Below are 22110 nucleotides of genomic sequence, written 5' to 3' on the forward strand. Positions count from 1 at the left end.
CCGGCATCCCGAACACCATTCGGAACGACTGCGGCATGCTAGGCCCCCACCCAGCCTCGGGAAACCGATTTCCCCCCGGCCCCGACCTACCCACCCCACCCACCCCGAACGCCCACACCCCACCCGCCCACCACCCGCTACACTGACCGGGCACCTAGCCTTCGTAGCTCAGGGGATAGAGCACGGCTCTCCTAAAGCCGGTGTCGCAGGTTCGAATCCTGCCGGGGGCACAGCGCATGACGCCGCTCTCCTGGGGTTTCTTCCCAGGGAGCGTTCTGTTCGGCCTCGGACTCGTTGTCCGGGGCCGTTTGCGTGAGTGGAAGGACATCCCCGAGAGCGACCCTGGTTCGGCCGGCAGGCCGTACGCTCCCGGCCTGACAGGTCTCCCGGCGTGCTCAGGAGGACCACGCTGCGAGGAGTTCCGCCGGGCCGAGCCACTTCACCGAGCCGACGAACAACAGCTCCTTGGCGATCGGTGCGCGGTCCGCTCCCACGACGTCGATCTCCACATCGTTGGTACGGGTCCAGTAACCACCGATGGCGGGAGCGGCGGGTAGGTTCGCGTCGGGCAGCAGTCGTGTCAGCGCCTCGCGCACCAGAGGTTCAACGGCCCTGCCACGCCAGCCGGTCCAGTTCTCGCGGATGCGCCGCAGCGTCAATCAGCCCTCCATTCCGTGGCCCAGCACGGTCCGCCATTCTCTACCTGGTTGGCATGGGCGCGGCCGGGCGGACCGCGGTGAAGTCCTGGGTCTCGTCGCGGGTGGCGGAGAGCAACAGGAGCCACTCGTCGCAGCCCTGCCATGGAGAGAGGTCGCCGCCGCCTCCGCGCACCACCCGCGGTCCGTCGCCGGTGCGGGGGCGGGCGTCGGCCGGCGCGTCCTTGTAGTGCGGGATCCACACGTCCGCGCAGATCTCGTTCGCCGATCCCATCGCCGCCAGCCCGAAGGCGTTCTCAGCCGCCGCGGTGCGCTCGTCGTCGGCGAAGTCGTCGAGTATGTCGTTCTCGTCCGGCTTCCCGTCCCCGCGGAAGGTCAGAGTGGTCGTCCCTGCCCGGGCCGCGTACTCCCACTCCGCCTCGCTGGGCAGCCGGAAGGGCAACACCCCGAGCAGGTCGTCCAGGTCGTCCTCGAAGCGGGCCGTGTTCGAGTCCGCTTCGGCGAAGCTGTCCTCGTACTCGGGCAGCCAGTGCCGTGCTTGCGCCACCGTGAGCGGATGTCGGGCGATCAAGAACGGCTCGACCCGCACTTCTCGTACCGGCCGGGCCTGGACGGCACCGGCGAAGAACGCTTCGAGGTCGTCATCGGCCTCGTCGGACTGCTCAATGGCACGCACCGCGTCCAGTTCCGCGTCCGACAGGCCCATCAGGAACGTCCCACCGGGGACAGCCCGGAAGACCACTCCGGACGGGGTGTGCCGCCACGCCGGTCGACCGGCCACGATCTCTTGAGCCCACATGCTGCCGGACGCTAGCAGCCGGGCATCGGGGACGAGGGAGGAGGACCGGGAAGGCAGCCCAGCTCAGTACGGCCGCGGAATCCCGTGGTCGCTCAACGCTGCCTCGTACCGCGCGAGCAGAGCGTCCAGGTTCGCCAGAAGGAGGCCGGCGACGTCCCGGGCTTCGTCCACGTCGCCTCGCTCGCATGCCTCCGCCACCTCGGCCACGTCGCTGCGGAGGATGCGAAGAGAGTCGCCCTGCACCAGGACCCCGGGGAACCGTCTGCCGGGCAGGCGCACCACGGCGTCGTTGCCACCATCTGTGAACAGCTCGGCCTCAATACGCTCCGCCTCAATGCGCTCCATCGGGCCATTCAACCCCCTGAGGCAGGTGGCGCGGGTTCGCATCCTGCCGGGGGCACGGTTGGCATGGTGGGTCAGCGGGGTGGCGGCCCCGGGCAATGCGCACGGGGCCGCTGCCCTGATCGGCTGAGTCAGGTGCCGGGAGTACGGGCGACACGTCGAACCGGTGTGCGGTTCAGTAGCGCTCGGTCTCCATGAAGCCCGCGTCCCCGTTGTCGTCCGCGCCGAACGCGTCCGCCGCGGTGGTCGGGTCGAACCCGGGCGGGCTGTCCTTGAGGGCCAGGCCCATGCCGGCCAGCTTCGCCTTGACCTCGTCGATCGACTTCGCACCGAAGTTGCGGATGTCGAGCAGGTCCGCCTCGGAACGCGCCAGAAGCTCACCCACGAAGTGGACGCCCTCACGCTTGAGGCAGTTGTAGGAGCGGACCGTGAGCTCCAGCTCCTCGATCGGCAGCGCCAGGTCGGCGGCGAGGGCGGCGTCCGTGGGGGACGGGCCCATGTCGATGCCCTCGGCGTCGACGTTCAGCTCGCGGGCGAGACCGAACAGCTCGACCAGCGTCTTACCGGCCGACGCCATGGCGTCACGCGGACGCATCGCCTGCTTGGTCTCGACGTCGACGATCAGCTTGTCGAAGTCGGTGCGCTGCTCGACACGCGTGGCCTCGACCTTGTACGTGACCTTCAGCACCGGCGAGTAGATCGAGTCGACCGGGATACGCCCGATCTCCTGACCGACCTGCTTGTTCTGCACGGCGGAGACATAACCGCGGCCACGCTCGACCGTCAGCTCCATCTCCAGCTTGCCCTTGCCGTTGAGCGTGGCCAGGACCAGGTCGGGGTTGTGCACCTCGACACCGGCCGGCGGCGCGATGTCGGCGGCGGTGACCAGACCCGGACCCTGCTTGCGCAGGTACATCACGACCGGCTCGTCGTGCTCCGAGGAGACGACCAGCTGCTTGATGTTGAGGATCAGGTCGGTGACGTCCTCCTTGACACCCGGCACGGTGGTGAACTCGTGCAGGACACCGTCGACGCGGATGCTGGTGACAGCCGCACCGGGGATCGACGACAGGAGCGTACGACGCAGGGAGTTGCCGAGGGTGTAGCCGAAGCCCGGCTCCAGCGGCTCGATCACGAACCGGGAGCGGAACTCGTCGACGACCTCTTCGGTCAACGAGGGACGCTGAGCGATCAGCACGAGGTATTGCCTCCAATGGTTCGGCGCCCGCTATGTGACGCCGTGTACACCAAACGTAAGGGTGGTTCGGCCTACCACGAGGCCGAACCGCCCCTCTGTATCGGGGCCGGGCCTCCGAGACCGGGCCGACGCACGCCGCCGGTACTGCCTCGGATGACTCGGATGTGGAAACGGGCGTATGCGAAGCACATAGGCGCCCGGTGCCGGACGTTCCCGATGCTCCGGGTGCTTCAGGGTGCTTCAGGGTGCTTCAGGGTCTTTCGGATGGTGGGCGCATATGTGCTCAACGCCACCGCTCCCAGAAGGTACGGCATGGAGGGCAAACCGTCGGTCCGCGCGGGCAACGCCCAGGGCGACCGACGCCCCGTACGGGGCCTCGGCAGGGATGTGACCTTCGTCGCGAGGGTGGAGTCTCGGCGCGTTCGGCACGGTGCGATCCGGCGGCGACGGTGGCGGTGGCGCGAGTCCCTTCGGCGGAGGTCACGGGGGTCGGGGGGAAGCGCACGACAGGAAACGACGGTCCCCCGGAGGGCAATATCTGTGTTTGCGACATGAGAAATAGGGTGCGGGGCGCGGTGAGTATTCCTCGAATTTCAAGCGGGGTGAAATCATTGATCGCGCACGGTCGGTCGCACCGTGCTACTGTCGATCTCAGTTGCAGGTGTGGTTGCCAGAAGGTTCATTTCCGACGGGGTAATCATCACGGCGACACGGAATTCGCACAGGGCGAATTCCTGACACCGTCTCCGAAGGAGAAAAAACATGGCTACTGGCACCGTGAAGTGGTTCAACGCGGAAAAGGGCTTCGGCTTCATCGAGCAGGACGGCGGCGGCGCCGACGTCTTCGCCCACTACTCGAACATCGCCACCCAGGGCTTCCGTGAGCTGCTGGAAGGCCAGAAGGTGTCCTTCGACATCGCGCAGGGCCAGAAGGGCCCGACGGCCGAGAACATCGTTCCCGCCTGACACCCGCGCAAGACGCGTACTTCCCAGCTGGGGCCCGCACCTTTGAGGTGCGGGCCCCAGCTCGTTGTTTTTCCGGGCGCAGCACACATCGTCTTTGAGATCGGTCTCGCGAGTCCCGGTCCACTCATCCGCTGCGGGAATTTCCGACTCTGCGGAAACGAGTCTTTCGATCAGGGAGTCAGTACGGCAGACACGCGGGCTTGACGTCCATCCGGCCAGGCGAATCCGTTGGCCGGCTCACGGAAGGAGTAGCTGCCGCCATTGACGCGGCAGCCCTCCTCGGTCGCGCTCCAGCCCGCCGGACCGCAGGCAACGGCAGCAGCAGCGGGTCCGGGCATCGACGGTGCTGCCGCCCGGGAGGCCGTTGTCCGCTGCGTACCCTCGTCCGTGGCCACCGGAGACCTCCCGCTCCCGCGCGGCAAAATCTACTCTTGCCAGAGTAGACATTGGCTCCCGGCATGGTTAGTCTTCTTCTCGTTGACACGGTCGAGCGAGACCCGGCAGACACGAACTGGCGGGTAGCAGTAGGAGTGATTTCGCAGGTCGGTGCGGTTCTGGAGTCCCGAAGCCATGGTGTTCGCAGGACGGTGACGGGGCTGAGAGCCGCACTGGGCAGCCCGCAGGACGAGGGGCTGCTGAAGAGCATCACCGAGCAGTACCGCAGTTCCCGCTCAGCAAGAGGTCAAGAGAAAGGACGGAGGAGCAGACGCCATCAGGATCGCCCGGCCGGGAAGCTCTCGGTCCGGGTACCGCGCAAGACCCCGGAATGGATGGTGGTCCCCGGTCACGCAGCCGCGATCCCCGCACCCCTGCCCCAGTCGGGCCGGGTAGCGGAAACAGAAGGTCGGCAGAGCACGAGTGCCGACAGATGGTGTTTCATTTCCTTCGGGGCCCTGGTGCCGTACGGCGCCAGGGCCCCTCGACGCGTTGCAACAACGAGGTGACATGGCAGCAGATACCCCACTGAGTAATCGTCTGGAAGACGACGACTACCCCGCGTACACCATGGGCCGGGCCGCCGAGATGCTCGGCACCACGCCGGCCTTCCTCCGAGCCATCGGTGAGGCTCGTCTGATCACTCCGCTGCGCTCGGAGGGCGGACATCGCCGGTACTCCCGCTACCAACTGCGGATCGCCGCTCGCGCCCGCGAGCTCGTCGACCGGGGAACCCCGATCGAGGCCGCGTGCCGCATCATCATCCTCGAGGACCAGCTCGAGGAGGCTCAGCGCATCAACGCCGAGTACCGTCGGGTCGCGAGCGAAGCGTCCGAGAGTTCGGGCCCCGCATCGAGCTGATCGCCTTGCCTGGCGCGGACAGCCGAGGTCGTCCCGCCGGCGTCGCGATCACGGTCGGCCCGACGCCGGCCTCGCCGACACGAGTGTCCGGCCTGCGGCGCGGCCGCGCTCACTCGCCGAGCAGGGCCTGCGCTCGCTCCGTGAGCAGGGGCAGCAGGCGTGTGCGCCAGGTGTCGAGGTCGATCATGCCGCTGGACATCCCGCCGTGGGCGTACGCCTCCCGGTAGACGGACGAAGCCTCGGCCTCGGCGCGGTCGAGGGCCGTGAGCTCGTCGAACGTCGCCCGCAGCAGGGCGATGGCGGCGTCCGGCGAGGGCGGGATCTCGGTGTGCGACAGGTGGTCGCGCATGGCCCGCCACAGGTGGGGGTCACCCCGCAGGCCCCATCTGTCCGGTTCGGGGTCGAAGAGGGCGGCCATGGTCGCGGCCCTCGCGTCATCATCCGGTTCTTCGTGTGCCACGGGGTCAGTCTTGCGCAGCCTCAGGAATGAGGGCTGGTCCGGTCAGGTGGTGGGGGGCGTGGTCAGGGTCGTGATCAGCTGGTGGGCTCGGGTTTGTTCGTTCAGGAGGGACTCGACCAACGGGCCCGTGCCCGGGTCCGGCGGGAAGTCGTCGGTGGAGGTGGGGGCTGGGGGTGTGGCCCGGTCCAGGTAGTGGGTGAGCGGGTGCGGGTCGGGGAGCAGGTGGACGCGGCCGTCGGTCAGGGCCTTGTGGACCGAGGTGTAGTCGAGGCCGAGGCGGGTCAGGCGTTCGCCGCCCGTGTAGCGGAGGTCCGGCGTGGGGGCGTTCTCCGTCGCGAGATGCGGGTGCCGTCGTGCGACCTCGTGCGTGGCGAGGATCGCCAGGAGGACGTGTTCCGTACCGATCGCGGCCGCGCCCAGGCGCTGTGCCTGCTCGTAGGTCTCCAGGCTCACCCAACGCGCGGGGCGCGACGCCCAGTTGATGCCGGAGCGTTTGACCAGCCACCGCTTCCAGAAGGGCAGGTGGCGGTAGTGGTCACGGCCGAGGAGTCTGTCGCGGGTGGCGTGCAGGAGCGGGGGCAGAGCGTCCGTCGCGCTGTCGGCCGTACCGTCGAGGCGGGCTCGTACGGCTTGTGGTGTGATGCCGCAGGCGCCCAGCAGTTCCACCGCGCGGTTGTCCTCGTCCAGCAGGGCGCGCAGCAGGTGCGGTGCGCCGAACTTCGCCTCGCCCTCCCGTTCCGCGTCGCCCATCGCCTTGGTGAGCGCCCTGGCCGCGGCGCCCGTGAAACGGTCGCTCCGGCTGTCGTCGTCGCCCAGCACCTTCCGCGCGTCGACGCTTTCCTCCGCGTCGTCGGTCGCGCTCCACGCGCCGTCCCGGTCCTGCCGGTGCCGTAGCACCGCCAGCAGGGCCGTCTTGGTCGCGCCCTCGCTCGCGAGTGCCTCGCGCGCGGGGCCCTTGGACGTGGTGATGCCGGCGAGCAGGTGCTCGGTGCCGAGGGCGCCCCCGCTGCCCGACTGGGCGCCCCGGGCCGCCCCCAGGATGCCCACGGTGTTCCAGTCGGGCTCCTTGATCGTTTCCATGCCGCCCTTCCCTCTTCTCGCTCGTCCTGATGTGCAGCCTCCCCGAGCGGGGGTGCCGGCCACATCGCCCCCGAGACGGACCTCGGCGGGCCTCGGCATGCCTCTCTGGTTGCACGTGGCGTGGCGGAGGGTGGAGCTCTGGGGGACAGCGGTCCTCGGGCTCGTCGTCAGCCGGTCGCGGGTGGGCCTTCGGCGGGTGGGCCTTCGGCGGGTGGCGGGGCCTCCACCTCGCCATCACGTTCCAGCCACACCCTCTCCAAAAAACGACGCCCGTACGGGATGATTCACCCTTCAACTGCACCAGCGTGGGGGGGACCATGAGCCACGACATCACGCCACCGCCCATGCCGGGCTTCGGGCCGCCGATGCCGCCGAAGCCGCCGGGCGCGAACCGGACGAACCTGATCATCGTCGGCTGTGCCGTCGCCGTCGTCGCCAGTGTCATCGGCACGGGCATCGTGGTGACCAACGACGGCGACGGCTCGGCCTCGCCCGCGCCGACGGTCACCGTCACGAAGACGGTCGCGGCGGAGGACGCCGACACCACCGGCGACGACAGCGGCAACGACGGCGGCGACAGCGGCGAGGGGACCGACGGTTCCTCCGAGGACGCGAGCGACACCGCGACCGACGACGACGGGGTCTTCGCCCTCGACGACGAGGTGATCTACGACAGCGACGTCGAGGTCGCGCTCTCCGGGTTCAAGCGCGGGGTGTCCAGCGAGTACGCGGTGCCCGAGAGCACGCCGTACGTGAAGTTCAACATCAAGATCACCAATGGGTCCGACGGCACGGTCGACGCCAACGAGCTGACCGTGAACTGCGCCTACGGCGACCAGGGCAAGGAGGGCGAGGCGATCTACGACGACGGCCTCGACGGGCTCCCCGACACCCGTATCCTCGCCGGACGCTCGCTCACCGTTCCGTGGGCCTGTGAGCTGCCCAAGGACGAAACGTTCCTCCAGGTCGAGGTCTCCCCCGACTACGACTCCGAGGAAGCGATCTTCACCGGCGACGTGAAGAAGTGAGGGACAGGCACACTTGAGACAGTGCGTACGGTGCGTGCAGCACGCGCGGTGCGTCGATAGGGCACCCCCGGGAAGGATCAGATGTTCATCATCTTCGGCACCAAGGGATACCTGTACCAGCTCGCGATACTGACGCTCGTGTGCGGACAGTGCGGTAACCCCGCCGCGCACACGCTCAGGAAGCGAGTCACGAAGTTCACGCTGTTCTTCGTGCCGCTCATCCCGATCTCGACGAAGTACCAGACGCAGTGCACCTTCTGCGGCGCCGAGCAGAAGGTCAGCGCCGAGCAGGCCGAGCGGCTCCAGGAGCAGAGCGCCGGCGCGCACGGCGGCCAGTCGTACGGCCAGCCTCAACAGCAGCAGCCGTACCAGTCGTGACACCGGGCGGGGGAAGGTCCGGAGTGAGAAGGGGCTGAGCCCCGGCGCGGGAACGGGCCGAGTCCGATGGCTGTGGGGAAGCTGTGGGTTTACTGATTCTCACTCTTCCCTCAGTGGTCGCACAGCTTCGCCCCAGGAGCGGCCTCGACAGTCGCTGCCATGAACGAAAAGAACGCGGCGACCCTCGCCCCGCCGAGGCATCGGGCCGACACTCCTTCACCCGCCGCCGGGGCCGCCGGGGCCCGTGGCGGGCTCGCCGTCCGAGGTCGGCGGCTGTTCACCGGAGCGCCGGAGGACCCGCGCTGGGCGCGCCCGGCCCTGTGGGCGATCCTCGTCCTGGCCACGGCGCTGTACGCCTGGAACCTGTCCTCCGTCACCGGCAACAGCTTCTACAACGCGGCCGTCTACAGCGGCACCAAGAGCTGGAAGGCGTTCTTCTTCGGCGCCCTGGACGCGGGCAGCTTCATCACCGTCGACAAGCCGCCGTTCGCGCTGTGGGTGATGGGCCTGTCGGCCCGGCTCTTCGGCTACGGCACCTGGCAGATGCTGCTGCCGATGGTCGCGGTCGGCGTCGGCTCGGTGGCGCTGTTGTACCGGATGGTCAAGCGTGACTTCGGGGCCGTCGCGGGCACGATCGCCGCGCTCGCGCTCACCCTGACCCCCATCACGGTCGCCCTCACCCGGGACACCAACCCGGACCCGATCCTCGTCTTCCTGATGCTGCTGGGCGCGGCGGCGCTGATGAAGGCCGTCCGCACGGGGCGTCCGATGCCCCTCGTCTGGTCCGGCGTCGCGATCGGCTTCGCCTTCCACACGAAGATGATGCAGGCGTACGTCGTCCTGCCGGCGTTCTTCCTGGTCTACCTGTGGGCGGCGAATACCTCGCTCGGCCGCCGTATCCGCAACCTGGCCGTCGGCACGGTCGCGCTGGTCGTGTCGAGCGCCTGGTGGATGGTGGTCGTGGATCTGATCCCCGCCTCCTCCCGGCCTTACATCGGCGGCTCGACCGACAACACGGTCTGGGACCTGGTCATCGGCTACAACGGCTTCGGCCGGATCTTCGGCGCCAGTGCGTCGGCGGGCTCGCAGGGAAACGGGGCGAGCTTCGGCGGCGAGGCGAGCGTCTACCGGATGTTCAACGAGATCATGGGCGGCCAGATCTCCTGGCTGATCCCGTTCGCGATCGTCGCGCTGGTGGGCGGTCTGGTGCTGCGGGGCCGGGCCCCTCGTACCGACGCCAAGCGCGCGGCTCTGCTGCTCTGGGGTGGCTGGTTCGTCCTGCACTACCTGACGTTCGCGCTCGCGGAGGGCACGTTCCACCCGTACTACGTCACCGCCATGGCGCCCGGTGTCGCGGCGCTGGCCGGGGCGGGTGGGGTGATGCTGTACGGCGCCTTCAAGGAGGGGTCGGTCGCGCGCTGGGGGTGGGTGCTGCCGCTGGCGGTCGCGGCGAGCGCGGTCTGGGCGGTCGTGCTGCTGCAGCGGGTCTCCGGTTCCGGAACGGTCTATACGGTCGCCCAGGTGGTGGCCGGTGTCGCCGGTGCGGTCGCCGTGATCGGGCTGCTCGTCGGACGGTTCATGCGGCGCCGCGAGCTGATCGGGCTGGCGTCGATCGCGGCGGTGGTCGCGCTGCTGGCGGGGCCCGCCGCGTATTCGGTCTCCGCGGCCACCACTTCCTCGTCCAACGGCACCAATCCGACGGCCGGTCCCAGCACCGGGGGTGGGATGGGCGGGGGCGGCGGCATGGGCGGAGGCCAGCGCCCGAGCGGAAGCGCTCCGACGGGCAACGCGCCCAGCGGCGACGCCCCGAGCGGCTCGACCGGCAGTCGGGCGGGCGGCCGTGGCGGCGGCATGGGCGGCGGCACCCAGGTCTCCTCCGAGATGATCACGTACCTGAAGAAGAACCAGGACGGCGCGACCTGGCTGGTGGCGGTGGCCACCGACCAGACGGCCTCCTCGATCATCCTGGAGTCGGGCGAGCCGGTGATCTCCATGGGCGGCTGGTCCGGCAGCGACGAGGCGATGACCCTCGCCAAGCTGAAGGCGCTGGTGAAGGCCGGCAAGCTCCACTACGTCGTCGTCGGCGACAGCGGCCGGGGCGGGAGCGGCAGTGCCGCCTCCGAGATCGCCGAGTGGGTCAAGGAGAACGGCAGCGCCGTGAGCGACTACAGCGACAGCGGGCTGTACCGCCTGGACGCGTCGGACGTGAGCTGATCACCCGCTCGCTCCGGATGTGAGCTGGTCGGCAGCCTCACCCTCGGGCGGGCCCCGGATCTCCCTCCGGTGGCCCGCCCCTGTCGTGCTCGGCGCGGGATACTGGGCGCATGCGGTTGCGAGGCCGGGGGTGTGTCGCCGCCGGGCTGGTGTCGGTGCTGGTGTGGGTGCTGATGGCGCTGGCCGGCTGTGCCGGAGGGGAGCGCGAGGGCGCCGCCCCGACCCGTACGCGCGAGGGCGCCGCCCCGACCCGTGCAGAGACGTCGGAGGCGTCCCCCACCCCCGTGAACCCGGTCTCGATCCCGGGCCTGATCGCCCGCCCGCACACCGGCTCCGACCTGCGTCTGGGCGCCGTGCTGGCCCGTACCGCCGCGTACACCAGCCACGCGGTGACGTACGAGGCCGACGGTCTGACCATCTCGGGGATCATGAACGTCCCCGAGGGCGAGGGGCCCTTCCCGGCGCTGGTGCTGGCGCACGGATACATCGACCCCGCCGTCTACACCACGGGGCGCGGGCTGGCCCGGGAGCAGGATCTGCTGGCCCGCGAGGGCTACGTCGTCCTGCACACCGACTACCGCAATCACGCGGGCTCCGACGACGACCCCGACAACGATGTGAACCTCCGCCTCGGCTACACCGAGGACGTCATCGGCGCGGCCCTGGCGCTGCGCGACTCCGGGCGCCCGGAGATCGACGGTGACCGGATCGGTCTGCTGGGGCGGTCGATGGGCGGCGGGGTCGTCTACAACACGCTGGTGGTGGCGCCGGGGCTGTTCGACGCGGCCGTGGTCTTCGCCCCGGTGAGCTCCCGCCCCGCCGAGAACATCGACCACTTCCAGCGACCCGACGGCGACCCGGTCGTCGCGGAGATCGAGGCCGCGCACGGCACCCCCGCCTCGAACCCGACCTTCTGGCGGGAGGTCTCGCCCCTCACCTACGTCGACCGCGTCACCGAGCCGCTCCTCATCCACCACGGCACCGCCGACGCGACCTGCCCCCTCGCCTGGTCGGAACGGACCGCGGCCGAGTTCGAGGCGGCCGGCAAGGACGTCCGCCTGATCAAGTACCCCGGCGAGGGCCACACGTTCGCCCCCCAGTGGCCCACGTCCATGCGCCACACCGTGGCCTTCTTCGACACACACCTCCGCTGAAGGGCACCGCGTCAGCCCTGGGGCTGCCGGCCCCCTCGTCGGGGCGCGGGCGCCGGGGAGGGGTGTTCCGTTCGGTCGTGGCGTCCCGTTGCCCGCAAGCTCAGGGTGACCGCTGCCGATGCGCACGCCAGCGCCGTCATCGCGGTGGCCGGTGAGGTCAGTTGGGCCAAGGTGCCTGCCAGGGTCGCGCTCACGCCCTGCCAGGTGAGCATGCCGGCCGAGTGCAACCCCAGGGCGTGGCCGGTGAGTTGGGGCGGGGTGAGGGTGAGGAGGTGGCGCTGCTGGACCAGGCTGGCGCCGAAGCCGACCGAGGCGAGGGTGGCGCAGGCCGCCGCGACGGGGGCCGGCGGGTGGAGGGCGAACAGCAGGTACGGCGTCGCCAGGAGCAGCAGGAGCGGCGTGGCCAGGCGGTCGCGCACCCGGGGCGGGAGCAGGCGGCCGACCGCCACGTCACCGACCAGCATGCCGAGCGCCGCGCAGGCGAAGAGGAAGCCCGCGCGGTCGGGGGCGTACGCGACGAACAGGGACTCGCAGCCGACGACGAGGCCGTTGGGGATCCACAGGCCCAGGTAGAGGCGGCGGCGCGGGGCGGACGACCACAGGAGCGCGTTCGTGCGCCAGGTCTCGGCGACCGACGGGCGACCGACGGCACGCGGGGCGCGGCGGCTCAGCCCGAGCGCGGCGCACAGGGCCGCCGCCGCGTACAGGGCCGCCGACACCAGCAGGGTGACCGCCGGGGAGAGGAAGGCCACCAGGGCGCCTCCGGTCGCGTAACCGGCGATCTGCGTCAGGCCGTGCAGCATGTTGAACAGCGAGCGGCCCAGCGGATAGCCGTCGCCGGGGAGGATCTCGTTCAGCAGGCCCCAGCGGACGCCCCCGCCGAGGGAGGCGACCAGACCCTGGGCCGCGATCACCGCGAAGACCGTCCACAGGGGCAGGGCGGGGAGGGACAGCACCGCCGTGCTCACCGCGAAGAGTGCTGCCAGGCCCGTCAGCGTCGCCCTCGGCGGCAGGCGGTCCGCCGCCGAGAGCAGGGTCGTCGCGCCGATCATCTGGGCGAGGGAGGGGCCGAACATGCTGAGGGCGGACAGGAGGGGGAGCCGGTCGCCGCGTAGACGGCGGTGCCGAGGGCCAGGCCGCCGATCGTGGAGGCCGCGACCTGGAGGGCGGAGGAGACGAAGAGCGGGGTGAACTCCCGTGTACGGAAGAGGGATCGATAGCCGTGCATGGAGAACGAGCCTGGGGTGCGCCGCCCTTCCTTCGTAATGTTTCGCGCACGCGCGAAAGGTTGGTCGGGGTCGGGGGCCGGAGGCAAGCTCGGTTCGACGTCAGGAGGGGTTTTCTTGGGCTGGTGGCAGGTCAACGCCGATACCCTCGCCGGCAGCCGGTTCGTCGTCTCGCCGCTCGCGGAGACGTTCGCGAGCCTGAAGATGCTGCACGCCGGGACGGGCACGCACCCCGGGGAGCAGGCGTGGCTGCGGGCCCATCTCCCGGCGTACCGGGCCGCGTTGGCCGGTGACCCGCTCACCGCCCTGCTGATCCGCGCCGGGCTCGGGCAGGAGTGGATCGCCGACTTCCTCACGCCCGCGCCGCGCGAGGGGGAGACCTTCGCCGCCGAGATCGCCCGGGTCCGGGGCGCCGACCCGGCCGCCGCCCGCGCCCACCTCGCCCTCTCCCTGCGCGGCCCTCTGCCCGCCGCCCTGCACCGGGACGACCTGCCCGGCCGCGCGGCCGACCTGCTGACCCATGTGTGGGAGGAGACCGTACGGCCGTACTGGGAGCGGCGGCGGCGCGTGCTGGAGGCCGATGTGCTCGCCAGGACCGCGCGGTTGGGGCAGGGCGGCTGGGCGGCGGTGCTGGACGCGATGCGGCCGGGGATGCGGTGGCTCGGCGAGAACCGGCTCCAGGTCAATCTGCACGAGTACCCGCCGCGGGAGATCTCCGGGGCGCGGCTGGTCTTCGTGCCGGTCACGCCGCAGCGCACGGGCTGGGTGGCGTGGGAGGAGCGCGAACGGTACGCCGTCGTCTACCCCTGCTCGGGCACCCTCGCCACCCCGGGCACCACCGCCACCACCGGCACCACCGGCACCACCGGCAGGGGTCCCGTCGTCAGCACCGTCGCCGGCGCCCCCTTGATCCCTGCCGTCCGCTCCACCCCCGCCGTCCCCGCCACTCCCGCCACCCCCGCCACCCCCGCCGTCCCCGCTGCCCTCGGTCCCCTCCTTGGTGAGGCTCGGGCTCGGGTTCTTGGGCTTCTTGAGTCGCCCATGAGCACCACCCAGCTGTGTGCCCTGACCGGGCAGGGGCTCGGGTCCGTCGGGCGTCATCTGAAGGTGTTGCTGGACGCCGGTCTCGTGCGGCGCGGGCGGGCCGGGCGTTCGGTGCTGTACGCGCGGACGGCGGCCGGAGAGGTGCTGCTCCAGGCCGGTCGGGGGGCGTGAACCCGAGCGGAGGGGGCGTGCGGTACCGGAGATAGCATCCGGTCATGACTACTGACAACGCCACCCCCTCCGTCCTGGACGTGCAGATCGACGCCCTCAAGGGCGGCCCCGCGGACCTCGCCCAGTACGCCGGTCAGGCCGTCCTCGTCGTGAACGTGGCCTCCAAGTGCGGCCTCACCCCCCAGTACACGGGCCTCGAAGCGCTCCAGGCCCGCTACGCCGCGCAGGGCTTCACCGTGCTGGGCGTGCCGTGCAACCAGTTCCTCGGGCAGGAGCCCGGCTCCGCCGAGGAGATCGCGGAGTTCTGCTCGGCGACGTACGGCGTCACCTTCCCGATGACCGAGAAGGTCGAGGTCAACGGAGAGGGCAGGCACGCCCTGTACGAGCGGCTCGTGGCCCACGCGGACGCCGAGGGCCACAGCGGCGACATCCGCTGGAACTTCGAGAAGTTCCTGATCGGCCGCGACGGCTCGGTCGTCGCGCGCTTCTCGCCGCAGACCGAGCCCGAGTCGGCGGAGCTGGTCGCCGCCGTGGAGAAGGCCATCGGCTGACGCCCGCGAGGGCATGTCGGCTCCAGGGCCGCCGTTGACCTTGTCCCTGGGGCAAGGGGCACCGTCTCTCTCGCCGGGCGGAGGGCGCCCGGTGACGGAGGACGACCCAGTGGACCCAGGGGACATGGACGATCTGCTCACCATCGGCGTCTTCGCCGCCCGCGCGCGGCTGTCGGCGAAGGCACTGCGGCTGTACGACCGGCTGGAGCTGCTCCCGCCGGCGTACGTCGACGAGGTGAACGGCTACCGGTACTACCGGGCCGACCAGGTCGAACGTGCCCGACTGGTGGCCCTGCTGCGGCAGCTCGACATGCCACTCGCGCGGATCGCCGAGATCGTGGACCTCGTCGAGCGCGACGGCAGCCGGGCGGCCGAGCGGTTGGCCGCGTACTGGGCCGGGGCCGAGGAGCGGTTCGCGTCCCAGCGGACCCTGGTCGCCTACCTCCGTGGACGGTTGTCGGGAACGGAGTCAGGCATGGCGGAGACGTACGGAACGTTCGCGATCGAAACGGTCGACACGGCACCCCAGGTGCTGCTGACCCAGTCACGGCACACCCTCGCGGACGAGCTGCCCGCGTGGATCGGGGCGTCGCTCGGACGGCTGGAGGAGGGCGCGGCGGCCTGTGGCGGTGTCGCCGGGGCACCGTTCGTCGTCTACCACTCCGAGGTGTCGATGGAGAGCGACGGGCCCGCGGAGTCGTGCGTGCCGGTGGCCGACGAGGGTGCCGCGCGGGCCTGGGCCGCCGAACACGGGCGGGCCTGGGAGACCAGGGTGCGCGTGGAGCCCGCGACGCGGCTCGTCTACACCCGGATCAGCAAGGCCCAGGTGGCCCATCCGCAGATCCTCGCGGCGTTCGAGGCGGTCGAGCGGTGGATCGCCGGGCGGGGGCTGCGGGTCACCGGCCCGTGCCGCGAGATCTATTTCGCGGACTGGGAGGCGGCGGGTCCCGAGGACCCGGTGTGCGACGTGGCGTTCCCGGTCGCATCCTGAGCCGTGCGGTAGCCGTTCAGTAGCCGGGCGGTAGCCGTGCGGAGGTGGTGCGGTAGTGGTCCGGTGGCCACGCAGGGGCCGGGCGGTACCGGTACGGCCGAGGGGTTTCCCTACGGCCGTACCGGATCGGGCAGCTCCTGTCGGCCAACTGTCAGCGGGTGATTAGCGTCTACACCAACAAACGGACAACACCCGCCCGCACGAGACGAACGGAACGGACGAGCCGCAGTGGCCTTTGCCGAGCTGACACCACGACGACCCGTCTCGCGTGCCGACGGGCCGTCGCCGTCGCGCGAGCCGTGGCGGGAACGCCATCGGGTGCCCCTCACGGCCGCCCTGTGCGCCCTGCCGCTGTACGTCGTGTGGTGGGCCGTCTTCGCGACCGGCGGCGGCGATCTGGCGGCCCAGGTGGCGTGGGCCGAGTTCGCGAAGACGTACCCGGACTCCGCGGTCAACCTGTTCTGGTACGGGGGGCTGCACGCGGCGAACTACAGCGTGCTCTCGCCGTATCTGATGGCGGCGTTCGGCGTCGTCCCGGTCACGCTGCTGTCGGGGCTCTCCGCGTCCTGGCTGGCCGGCGAGGTCGTCACCCGAACGGGCGTACGGGCGCCGGTTCCTGTCGCGCTGGCGGCGACGTTCTCGCTGTGGTGTCAGGTGGTGTCCGGCCGCTCCACGTTCATGCTGGGCACGGCCTTCGCGATGGGCGCCCTGCTGGCGGTGGTGAGCGGGCGTACCGGGCGGCACATCGCGGTGGCGGCGGTGTGCGCGACGCTGTCCACGTTGGGGAGTCCCGTCTCCGGGCTGTTCCTCCTCGTGGTCGGTGCCGCGTATCTGCTGTGCCGTGAGTGGGGTCGGGCGGCGGCGCTGCTCGCGCCGCCGGTGACCGTGGTCGCCGTGACCACGCTGCTGTTCCCCTTCGAGGGCGAGCAGCCCATGGCCTTCAGCCGGATATGGCCGCCGGTCGTGCTGTGCGCGGTGGTGGTGCTGGTCGCGCCGAGCGCCTGGCGGGTGCTCCGCCTGAGCGCCGCGATCTACGCGCTCGGTGTGGTCCTCTGCTACCTGATCCCCACCCCCATCGGCACCAACGTCGAACGCCTCCTCGAACTGGCGGGCCCTGCGGCGGCCCTGGCGATCTGCCTCTACCGGGGCGAGTCCCGTACGGCCGACGACGGACGTCTCCCCCTGTCCTGGTTCACGCCCCGACGGCGGGCGGTGGCCGGCGTGGTGGCCCTGGTGCTGTCCGTGACCTGGCTGACGGGCAAGACGACCGCCGACATCGTCACCAACACCAAGGTGCCCGAGTGGGCCGTGAAGACCGACGGCGTGGTGCGCGAGCTCAAGCGGCTGGGCGCCTGGAAGACCCGCGTCGAGGTGGTACCGGCCCGCGACCACCGGGAGGCCGCGATCCTCGCGCCGTACATCAACATGGCGCGCGGGTGGAACCGGCAGGCCGACGTCGAACGCGGGCGGCTCTTCTACGAGGGGCACGGCGGGACCGAGGTGCCCGAGGGGGCGTTCACCCCGGCGGCGTACAAGGCGTGGCTCTCGCAGTGGGCCGTCGGTTTCGTCGTCCTCGTCAACGGTGAGCCGGACGGGCCCGCCGAGCTCGAACACGCGCTGGTGAGCAGCGGGCCGGACTATCTGGAGCCGGTCTGGCAGGACGCGAACTGGAAGATCTACCGGGTGAAGAACGCGACACCGCTGGTCGACAGGCCCGCCACCGTCGTCAGCGCCGACGGGGCCAACCTCGTGGTCCACATGCCGCGGGCCGGCGAGGTCACCGTCCGCGTGGCCTACTCCCCCTGGCTCTGGGCCGACAACGGCTGCCTCACCGCCGACCGCGGGTCCGACGGCGACCTCACCGAGTTCACCCGCCTCACGGTCCACGAGCCGGGCGACGTCCGCATCAGCTCCCAGTACGGCGGCCCGTCCCGGACGACGACCCTGGAGTGCGAGAAGGAGGCCGACGAGAAGGCGGGGGTGGAGGGCGGAGAGGGGTAAGGCCCGCGCTCGGGGGCCTGGCCCCGGTCTCCGAGCCTGACCCCGGTCTCCGGGCCTGGCCCCGCTCGCACGAAAGCGCCCCCTCCGGTCTTGGGACGGAAGGGGCGCTTCTGCGTTGGACGGTTCGGCGGTTGGGCCGAGTGACGGTCGAGTCCGCCTCGGCGACTGCCGGGCCGGTCAGCTCACGCGGGTCAGCCTGGTGAGGAAGTCGGGCTCGGTGAGGGGCTTCTGGAGGGCCACGGGGACCTCGACGCCCTCGCCGGCGCCGTCGCCGACGATCAGGGTGCCGACCTCCGTACCCGACTTCGCCTCGTTCGGGATGGTCGCGCTCGCGTCGAGTTCCAGCTTGACGGTCTTGCCCGCCCAGCCGACCGCCGCGACGTTCTTCGTGGCCACGACCGGGGTCCGGCCACCGAGCCCGTCGTCGACGTACCCGACCACGTCGCCCTTCTTCAGGATCGTGTCGGAGGTCACCGCGTCCTGGGCGGCGACCATGGCCGTCTTGCTGACCGCGTTGACGGTGTCGATGATCGGCGGCGTGTGCTGGCCGAGGATCGCGCCGACGACGATCGCCGTCTCACCGCCGACCTCCTTCGTGGCCGCGAACAGTAGGTTGCCGCCGGCCGCCGTGGTGGAGCCGGTCTTGATGCCGATGGCGTTGTCGTACGGCACGAGGGTGTTGTAGTTCCGGTGCTTCAGACCGGACGGGTCCTTCCACTCGGGGAGCCTGGTGATGTCCGTCAGGGCCTTCATCTTCACCAGCGCGTTGCCGAGCTTGACCTGGTCCTCGGCGGTGGAGACGGTCGTCTCCTTCAGCCCGGACGGGTCGGTGTACGTCGTGTTCTTCATGCCGAGGTCCTTGGCGGCGGCGTTCATCTTCTTGACGAACGCCTCCTCCGAACCGTTGCTGTCCCAACGGGCGAGCAGCCGGGCGATGTTGTTCGCGGACGGAATCATGATGGCCGCGATCGCGTCGTACTGGGAGAGCTGGTCGCCCTCCTTGACGGTGTTGAGCGTGGACTCGCCGTCCTTGTCGTAGCCGCCCTCGGTCTCCGCCTTCGCGTCGACGGGGATGGTCGCGCCCTTCTCGCCGGCCTTCATCGGGTGGTCCTTGAGGATGACGTACGCGGTCATCGCCTTGGCGACGGAGCCGATGGCGACGGGCTTCTGCTCGCCGAAGCTGTCGACCGTGCCGATGCCGTTGACGTCCATCCAGCCCTGGCCCTCGGCGGGCCACGGCAGGGAGACCTTGTCGCCCTCGAAGGCGTACGACGCGTCGGCGGTGAGGGCGAGGGTGGGGGTGGGGAGCGGGCGTACGGCCTGTACGACCGCAAACACGATCACCAGCAGGATCAGCAGCGGGGTCCAGATCTTGACCCGGCGGATGAACGTCCGCACCGGGGTCTGGCGCGGCGGGGGTGTGTTCGTCAGCTCCGCGAGGAGGTCCAGCGGGGGCTTCGGCGGCAACGGCTGCTGTGTCGTCCGCTCCGGGCCCACCTGGGGGAGGGCGCGGGTCGCCTCCGCCGGGGCGGGGGGCGCGGGGTGGGGCGCCGCCGCCGGGGGCCTGAGGGTCGTGGTCTCGTCCAGCGGCTTCAGGGCTACGAATTTGCTGGTGCGTTCGGCGGGGGGTGCGGGTTCGTCGACGCCTACGCCGCCTTGGGCGCCCTTGCCGCTGTCGGCGCCCTTGTCGTCGTCGGTACGCCTGTCGCTGTCAGCGTCGGTGGACACGCCGGCGCGGTCGGAGGGGGCGTCGGCCTTCGCGGGCTCGGCGTCCTCGGGGGCGGCGTCGGCCTTGGCGGGCTCGGCGTCCCGTGGGGCGGCGTCGCCCAGCTTGAGCATGGTGGTGGGCTGGTCGACCGCGGGCAGCCGGGGGGCACGGAAGATCGCGGTCGGCTGATCCACCGCCGCCTCGGCTCCGCCATCGCCCCCCGCTCCCCCACCCGCACCACCCGTGCGACTTTCGTCGTCACCTGCGGGTGGCCCTTGCGGGGCTACCTCACCGCCGGCGGCTACGGGTTCGTCGTCGGCAGGGTCGCGCACCTCGTCGGCGGCGACCTTCGCGTCACCAGCGGCCTCACGTGCGTCGACGACGGCTCCCGGCTCGTCGTCGGCAAGGTCGCGCGCGTCGTCAGGGTCCTTGCCCGCGTCGCCGGCTTCGGGTGCGTCGTCGGCCGCTTCGCGTACCTCGTCGGCAGCTCCCGGCTCGTCGTCGGGGAGGTCGCGTGCGTCGGCGGCGGCCGCCCCTGCGGCACCGGCGGCTTCGCGCAGGTCGTCCGCGATGTCACGCGCCTCGTCGGCGGAGGCCTTCGCGTCACCAGCGGCCTCACGTGCGTCGACGACGGCTCCCGGCTCGTCGTCGGCGAGATCGCCCGCCTCGTCAGGGCCCTTCCCCGCGTCGCCGGCCGCCTCGCGTACGTCGTCGGCCGTCGTCGGCTCGTCGTCCACGAGGTCGCCCGGGGCGTCAGCAGCCGGCCCCGCGCCACCGGTGGCCTCGGCGGGGCTGCGGGCCTCGTCAGGGGCCGCCGATGCGGCGCCGGGGGCCTCGGGCGTGTCGTCGGGGGCCTGCTGTACGCCTCCGGTGGTCTTCCGTGCGTTGTCGGGGGCTTCCCGGTCGGCGTCAGGCGTCTGCCGGACGTCCTCAGCAGTCGCTTCCGCGCCGTCGACGGTCTCCCGTCCGGCTTCGGCAGCGCCGGTGCCGGTGGCAGGGGCCGTGTTCGCCTTCGCCTCCGCCGCCGGGGCGGGATCGGCAGAGCTCGCGTCGTCTCCGGTTTCTTCGCCGTCGGCTGCGGCATCGGTCTCGGCGCGTGTGTTCTTCCCCGCGCCGGCGCCCGCGCCGCCCCCGGCTTCCCCTGCGTCGGCGGCCGCGGCGGCATCCCGTCCGCGTGGGTGCGCGTCGTCGTCCTCGGGCCTGTCGGCCGGCGTCGGTTCCCTGTCGGTGTCGGCGGCGGTAGCCGAGGCCGACACCGACTCGTCGGTCCGCTCCCGGGTCGCGCCGACCTCCGCCGGGCTGTCGTCCGCCGGGCTGTCGTCATCCGCCCGGCCGCCGTCCTCCGCCGGGCTGTCGGCGTCGTCCGGGGCCGCGTCCCTCTGGGACCCGTTCGGGTCCCCGGCCGCCGCACCAGCCCCGGCCGCGCCCTCGGCATCCGGCTCGTTCCGCAGGGTCCCGGCGGTTTTCGGTGCCCCCCGGCCCGTATCCGCATCCGCATCCGCATCCGCGGACCCAGGCGCATCGTTCCGCTTCAGGGCTTCCGTCTCCGCCGCCTCCAGCAGGGCCCGGCGGGAGAAGACCGCCGTCGCCTGGTCGGGCTTCGGGGCGGAGGGTCGGGACATCGCGAGGCGTGGGTCCGGCGTGGGGCCGGAGGACTGGCCGGGGACCGAGCCCCCGGGGTCCGGAACCGCTGGCTCGTTCCCCGACGTCGACTCCGTCGACGACTCGTACCGCTTCGACCTGTCGGGGGACGTGCCCGCCACCGATGCCTCCTCCCGCGCGCCGCCCGTCCTAGGAGCGCGCGCCCAACCGAACCGTGAACCGTCTACCCGTGAATCCGCGAATCCGTGAAAAAACCCGCCGCCCGGACACTAGTCACCGGCGCACGACCGCGCCGCGCCGCTGTCCGAACCATGTACCAGTGTCCTGTGTGCGGGCTTAACCCCTGCGGTAGACGAGAACGACATACCTATCGGTTCCACTACATTCCGGTCACGCACTCTCGACAGACCAATGTGAGAGGGGTCACCCTGTCATTCATCCACGCGGGGAGGCATGGATGGGCAGGAGCCGCAGAAGTATTCCGGAAGAGCTTCTACTGCTGGCGCTGGACCCGGCCACGGGTACCACCGCACAGCCGCAGTCGCTCGACCTCGGTCTGGCCGGAGCGCAGCTAGTGGAGCTGGCGCTGGCCGGACGGATAGCCCCAGACGGGGATCGTATCGCCGTGGTGTCCCCACGGCCGACTGGAGATCCGACACTGGACTGCGCGTTGGAGTTGCTGCGAAGGCGTGGCGCTCCCGTACGGGCGGTCCACTGGATAGGCGGGCCGCGTCTCGGGCTCCGCCAGACCTACCTCTCGCATCTGGAGCGGTGCGGCATGGTGCATGCCGTGGCGGGCCAGATGTGCGGAGTGCTGCCGACGACTCGCTACCAGGCGAGTCAGACCGAGATCAGCCGGGAGATCCGAGCCCGGCTGGATTCCGCGATCCGCACCGGCGTACCGCCGGACCCGCGGACCGCGGCGCTCGCCGCCCTGGCGCACGCGGTCGGCCTCGGCAAGCACCTGTATCCGGGGAACGAGGGACGCTCGTCCCGCTCCCGGCTGCGGGACCTGATCCGGCACGACCCCATGGGCGGCCTGGTGGCCCACGCCGTCATGGACGTGCAGAACGGCGTGGCCGCACAGCCACGCCGCAGCCCGGCACCGACCGGCCGTCAGGCCGCCCCCGGCGCCAGGCCGCCCGCACCGGAGCCCGCGCGCGGCGTTCCGCTGCAGCCACGCCGTGGCTCGATGGCCCGCGTGGTGGCGCACTGAGAACCACACCAGGCACGGCACGAGGAACC

The 22110-nt window shown here is 71.2% G+C and carries 17 protein-coding genes, 1 tRNA gene and 2 pseudogenes; 12 read left to right on the plus strand and 8 right to left on the minus strand.

What is annotated here, in order from left to right; genetic code table 11:
* The first annotated feature begins 157 nt into the window (after positions 1 to 157).
* A tRNA-Arg gene (locus tag L3078_RS19510) sits at positions 158 to 230 on the plus strand.
* A gap of 165 nt (positions 231 to 395) precedes the next feature.
* Here the strand turns inward: L3078_RS19510 and L3078_RS19515 are convergent.
* The 4 genes and pseudogenes from L3078_RS19515 to L3078_RS19530 form a co-directional block, all read right to left on the minus strand.
* Positions 396 to 659, minus strand: a pseudogene (locus L3078_RS19515) (DUF234 domain-containing protein); the annotation flags it as partial.
* A gap of 40 nt (positions 660 to 699) precedes the next feature.
* Entirely contained in the window at positions 700 to 1455 is a 756-nt protein-coding gene (locus L3078_RS19520; RefSeq protein WP_239755179.1) for a formylglycine-generating enzyme family protein, read from the minus strand.
* Positions 1456 to 1518: 63 nt separating this feature from the next.
* Positions 1519 to 1800, minus strand: a complete 282-nt coding sequence (locus L3078_RS19525; protein ID WP_239755180.1) for a DUF6959 family protein — start codon at positions 1798 to 1800, stop codon at positions 1519 to 1521.
* 172 nt (positions 1801 to 1972) lie between these two features.
* Positions 1973 to 2995 carry a DNA-directed RNA polymerase subunit alpha gene (locus tag L3078_RS19530; protein WP_239755181.1) on the minus strand — a complete coding sequence of 341 codons (1023 nt, stop codon included), beginning with the start codon at positions 2993 to 2995 and terminating at the stop codon, positions 1973 to 1975.
* A 762-nt stretch (positions 2996 to 3757) separates the two neighbouring features.
* Between L3078_RS19530 and L3078_RS19535 the strand changes: the two genes are divergently transcribed.
* On the plus strand, positions 3758 to 3961 hold the full coding sequence (locus L3078_RS19535) for a cold-shock protein (protein WP_028799214.1): 204 nt from the start codon (positions 3758 to 3760) through the stop codon (positions 3959 to 3961).
* 945 nt (positions 3962 to 4906) lie between these two features.
* A complete protein-coding gene (locus tag L3078_RS19540; protein WP_239755182.1) occupies positions 4907 to 5257 on the plus strand; it encodes a helix-turn-helix domain-containing protein in 351 nt (116 codons plus the stop codon).
* A 109-nt stretch (positions 5258 to 5366) separates the two neighbouring features.
* On the opposite strand, the gene L3078_RS19545 is transcribed toward L3078_RS19540, so the two are convergent.
* Positions 5367 to 5717, minus strand: coding sequence for a hypothetical protein (locus L3078_RS19545; RefSeq protein WP_239755183.1), 351 nt, complete (start codon positions 5715 to 5717; stop codon positions 5367 to 5369).
* Positions 5718 to 5759: 42 nt separating this feature from the next.
* Positions 5760 to 6797: a Clp protease N-terminal domain-containing protein gene (locus L3078_RS19550; protein ID WP_239755185.1), complete on the minus strand. Its 1038-nt coding sequence runs from the start codon at positions 6795 to 6797 to the stop codon at positions 5760 to 5762.
* Between the two features lie 317 nt (positions 6798 to 7114).
* Here L3078_RS19550 and L3078_RS19555 point away from each other — a divergent pair, with 317 nt between their 5' ends.
* From L3078_RS19555 to L3078_RS19570, 4 genes are all read left to right on the plus strand, one after another.
* The gene (locus L3078_RS19555; RefSeq protein ID WP_239755187.1) at positions 7115 to 7825 is read left to right on the plus strand and encodes a hypothetical protein; all 711 of its coding nucleotides are present in this window, start codon (positions 7115 to 7117) and stop codon (positions 7823 to 7825) included.
* Between the two features lie 81 nt (positions 7826 to 7906).
* Positions 7907 to 8203 carry a zinc-ribbon domain-containing protein gene (locus tag L3078_RS19560; RefSeq protein WP_239755189.1) on the plus strand — a complete coding sequence of 99 codons (297 nt, stop codon included), beginning with the start codon at positions 7907 to 7909 and terminating at the stop codon, positions 8201 to 8203.
* 159 nt (positions 8204 to 8362) lie between these two features.
* Positions 8363 to 10417, plus strand: coding sequence for an ArnT family glycosyltransferase (locus L3078_RS19565; protein WP_239755190.1), 2055 nt, complete (start codon positions 8363 to 8365; stop codon positions 10415 to 10417).
* 110 nt (positions 10418 to 10527) lie between these two features.
* Positions 10528 to 11571: an alpha/beta hydrolase family protein gene (locus L3078_RS19570; protein ID WP_239755191.1), complete on the plus strand. Its 1044-nt coding sequence runs from the start codon at positions 10528 to 10530 to the stop codon at positions 11569 to 11571.
* An 11-nt stretch (positions 11572 to 11582) separates the two neighbouring features.
* On the opposite strand, the pseudogene L3078_RS19575 reads toward L3078_RS19570, so the two are convergent.
* Positions 11583 to 12799, minus strand: a pseudogene (locus tag L3078_RS19575) (MFS transporter).
* A gap of 115 nt (positions 12800 to 12914) precedes the next feature.
* Between L3078_RS19575 and L3078_RS19580 the strand changes: the two are divergent.
* From L3078_RS19580 to L3078_RS19595, 4 genes are all read left to right on the plus strand, one after another.
* Positions 12915 to 14012, plus strand: coding sequence for an ArsR family transcriptional regulator (locus tag L3078_RS19580; protein ID WP_239755192.1), 1098 nt, complete (start codon positions 12915 to 12917; stop codon positions 14010 to 14012).
* A gap of 44 nt (positions 14013 to 14056) precedes the next feature.
* A complete protein-coding gene (locus tag L3078_RS19585; protein ID WP_239755193.1) occupies positions 14057 to 14563 on the plus strand; it encodes a glutathione peroxidase in 507 nt (168 codons plus the stop codon).
* A gap of 124 nt (positions 14564 to 14687) precedes the next feature.
* Positions 14688 to 15554, plus strand: a complete 867-nt coding sequence (locus tag L3078_RS19590; protein WP_239755194.1) for a MerR family transcriptional regulator — start codon at positions 14688 to 14690, stop codon at positions 15552 to 15554.
* Positions 15555 to 15872: 318 nt separating this feature from the next.
* Positions 15873 to 17555 carry a hypothetical protein gene (locus L3078_RS19595; protein ID WP_239755195.1) on the plus strand — a complete coding sequence of 561 codons (1683 nt, stop codon included), beginning with the start codon at positions 15873 to 15875 and terminating at the stop codon, positions 17553 to 17555.
* Positions 17556 to 17732: 177 nt separating this feature from the next.
* Here the strand turns inward: L3078_RS19595 and L3078_RS19600 are convergent, their stop codons facing one another.
* Entirely contained in the window at positions 17733 to 21026 is a 3294-nt protein-coding gene (locus L3078_RS19600) for a D-alanyl-D-alanine carboxypeptidase family protein (protein ID WP_239755196.1), read from the minus strand.
* A gap of 296 nt (positions 21027 to 21322) precedes the next feature.
* Here L3078_RS19600 and L3078_RS19605 point away from each other — a divergent pair, with 296 nt between their 5' ends.
* On the plus strand, positions 21323 to 22081 hold the full coding sequence (locus L3078_RS19605) for a GOLPH3/VPS74 family protein (protein WP_239755197.1): 759 nt from the start codon (positions 21323 to 21325) through the stop codon (positions 22079 to 22081).
* The last annotated feature ends 29 nt before the right edge of the window (positions 22082 to 22110 follow it).

The sequence above is a fragment of the Streptomyces deccanensis genome, from assembly GCF_022385335.1.
GTDB classification, from domain to species: domain Bacteria; phylum Actinomycetota; class Actinomycetes; order Streptomycetales; family Streptomycetaceae; genus Streptomyces; species Streptomyces deccanensis.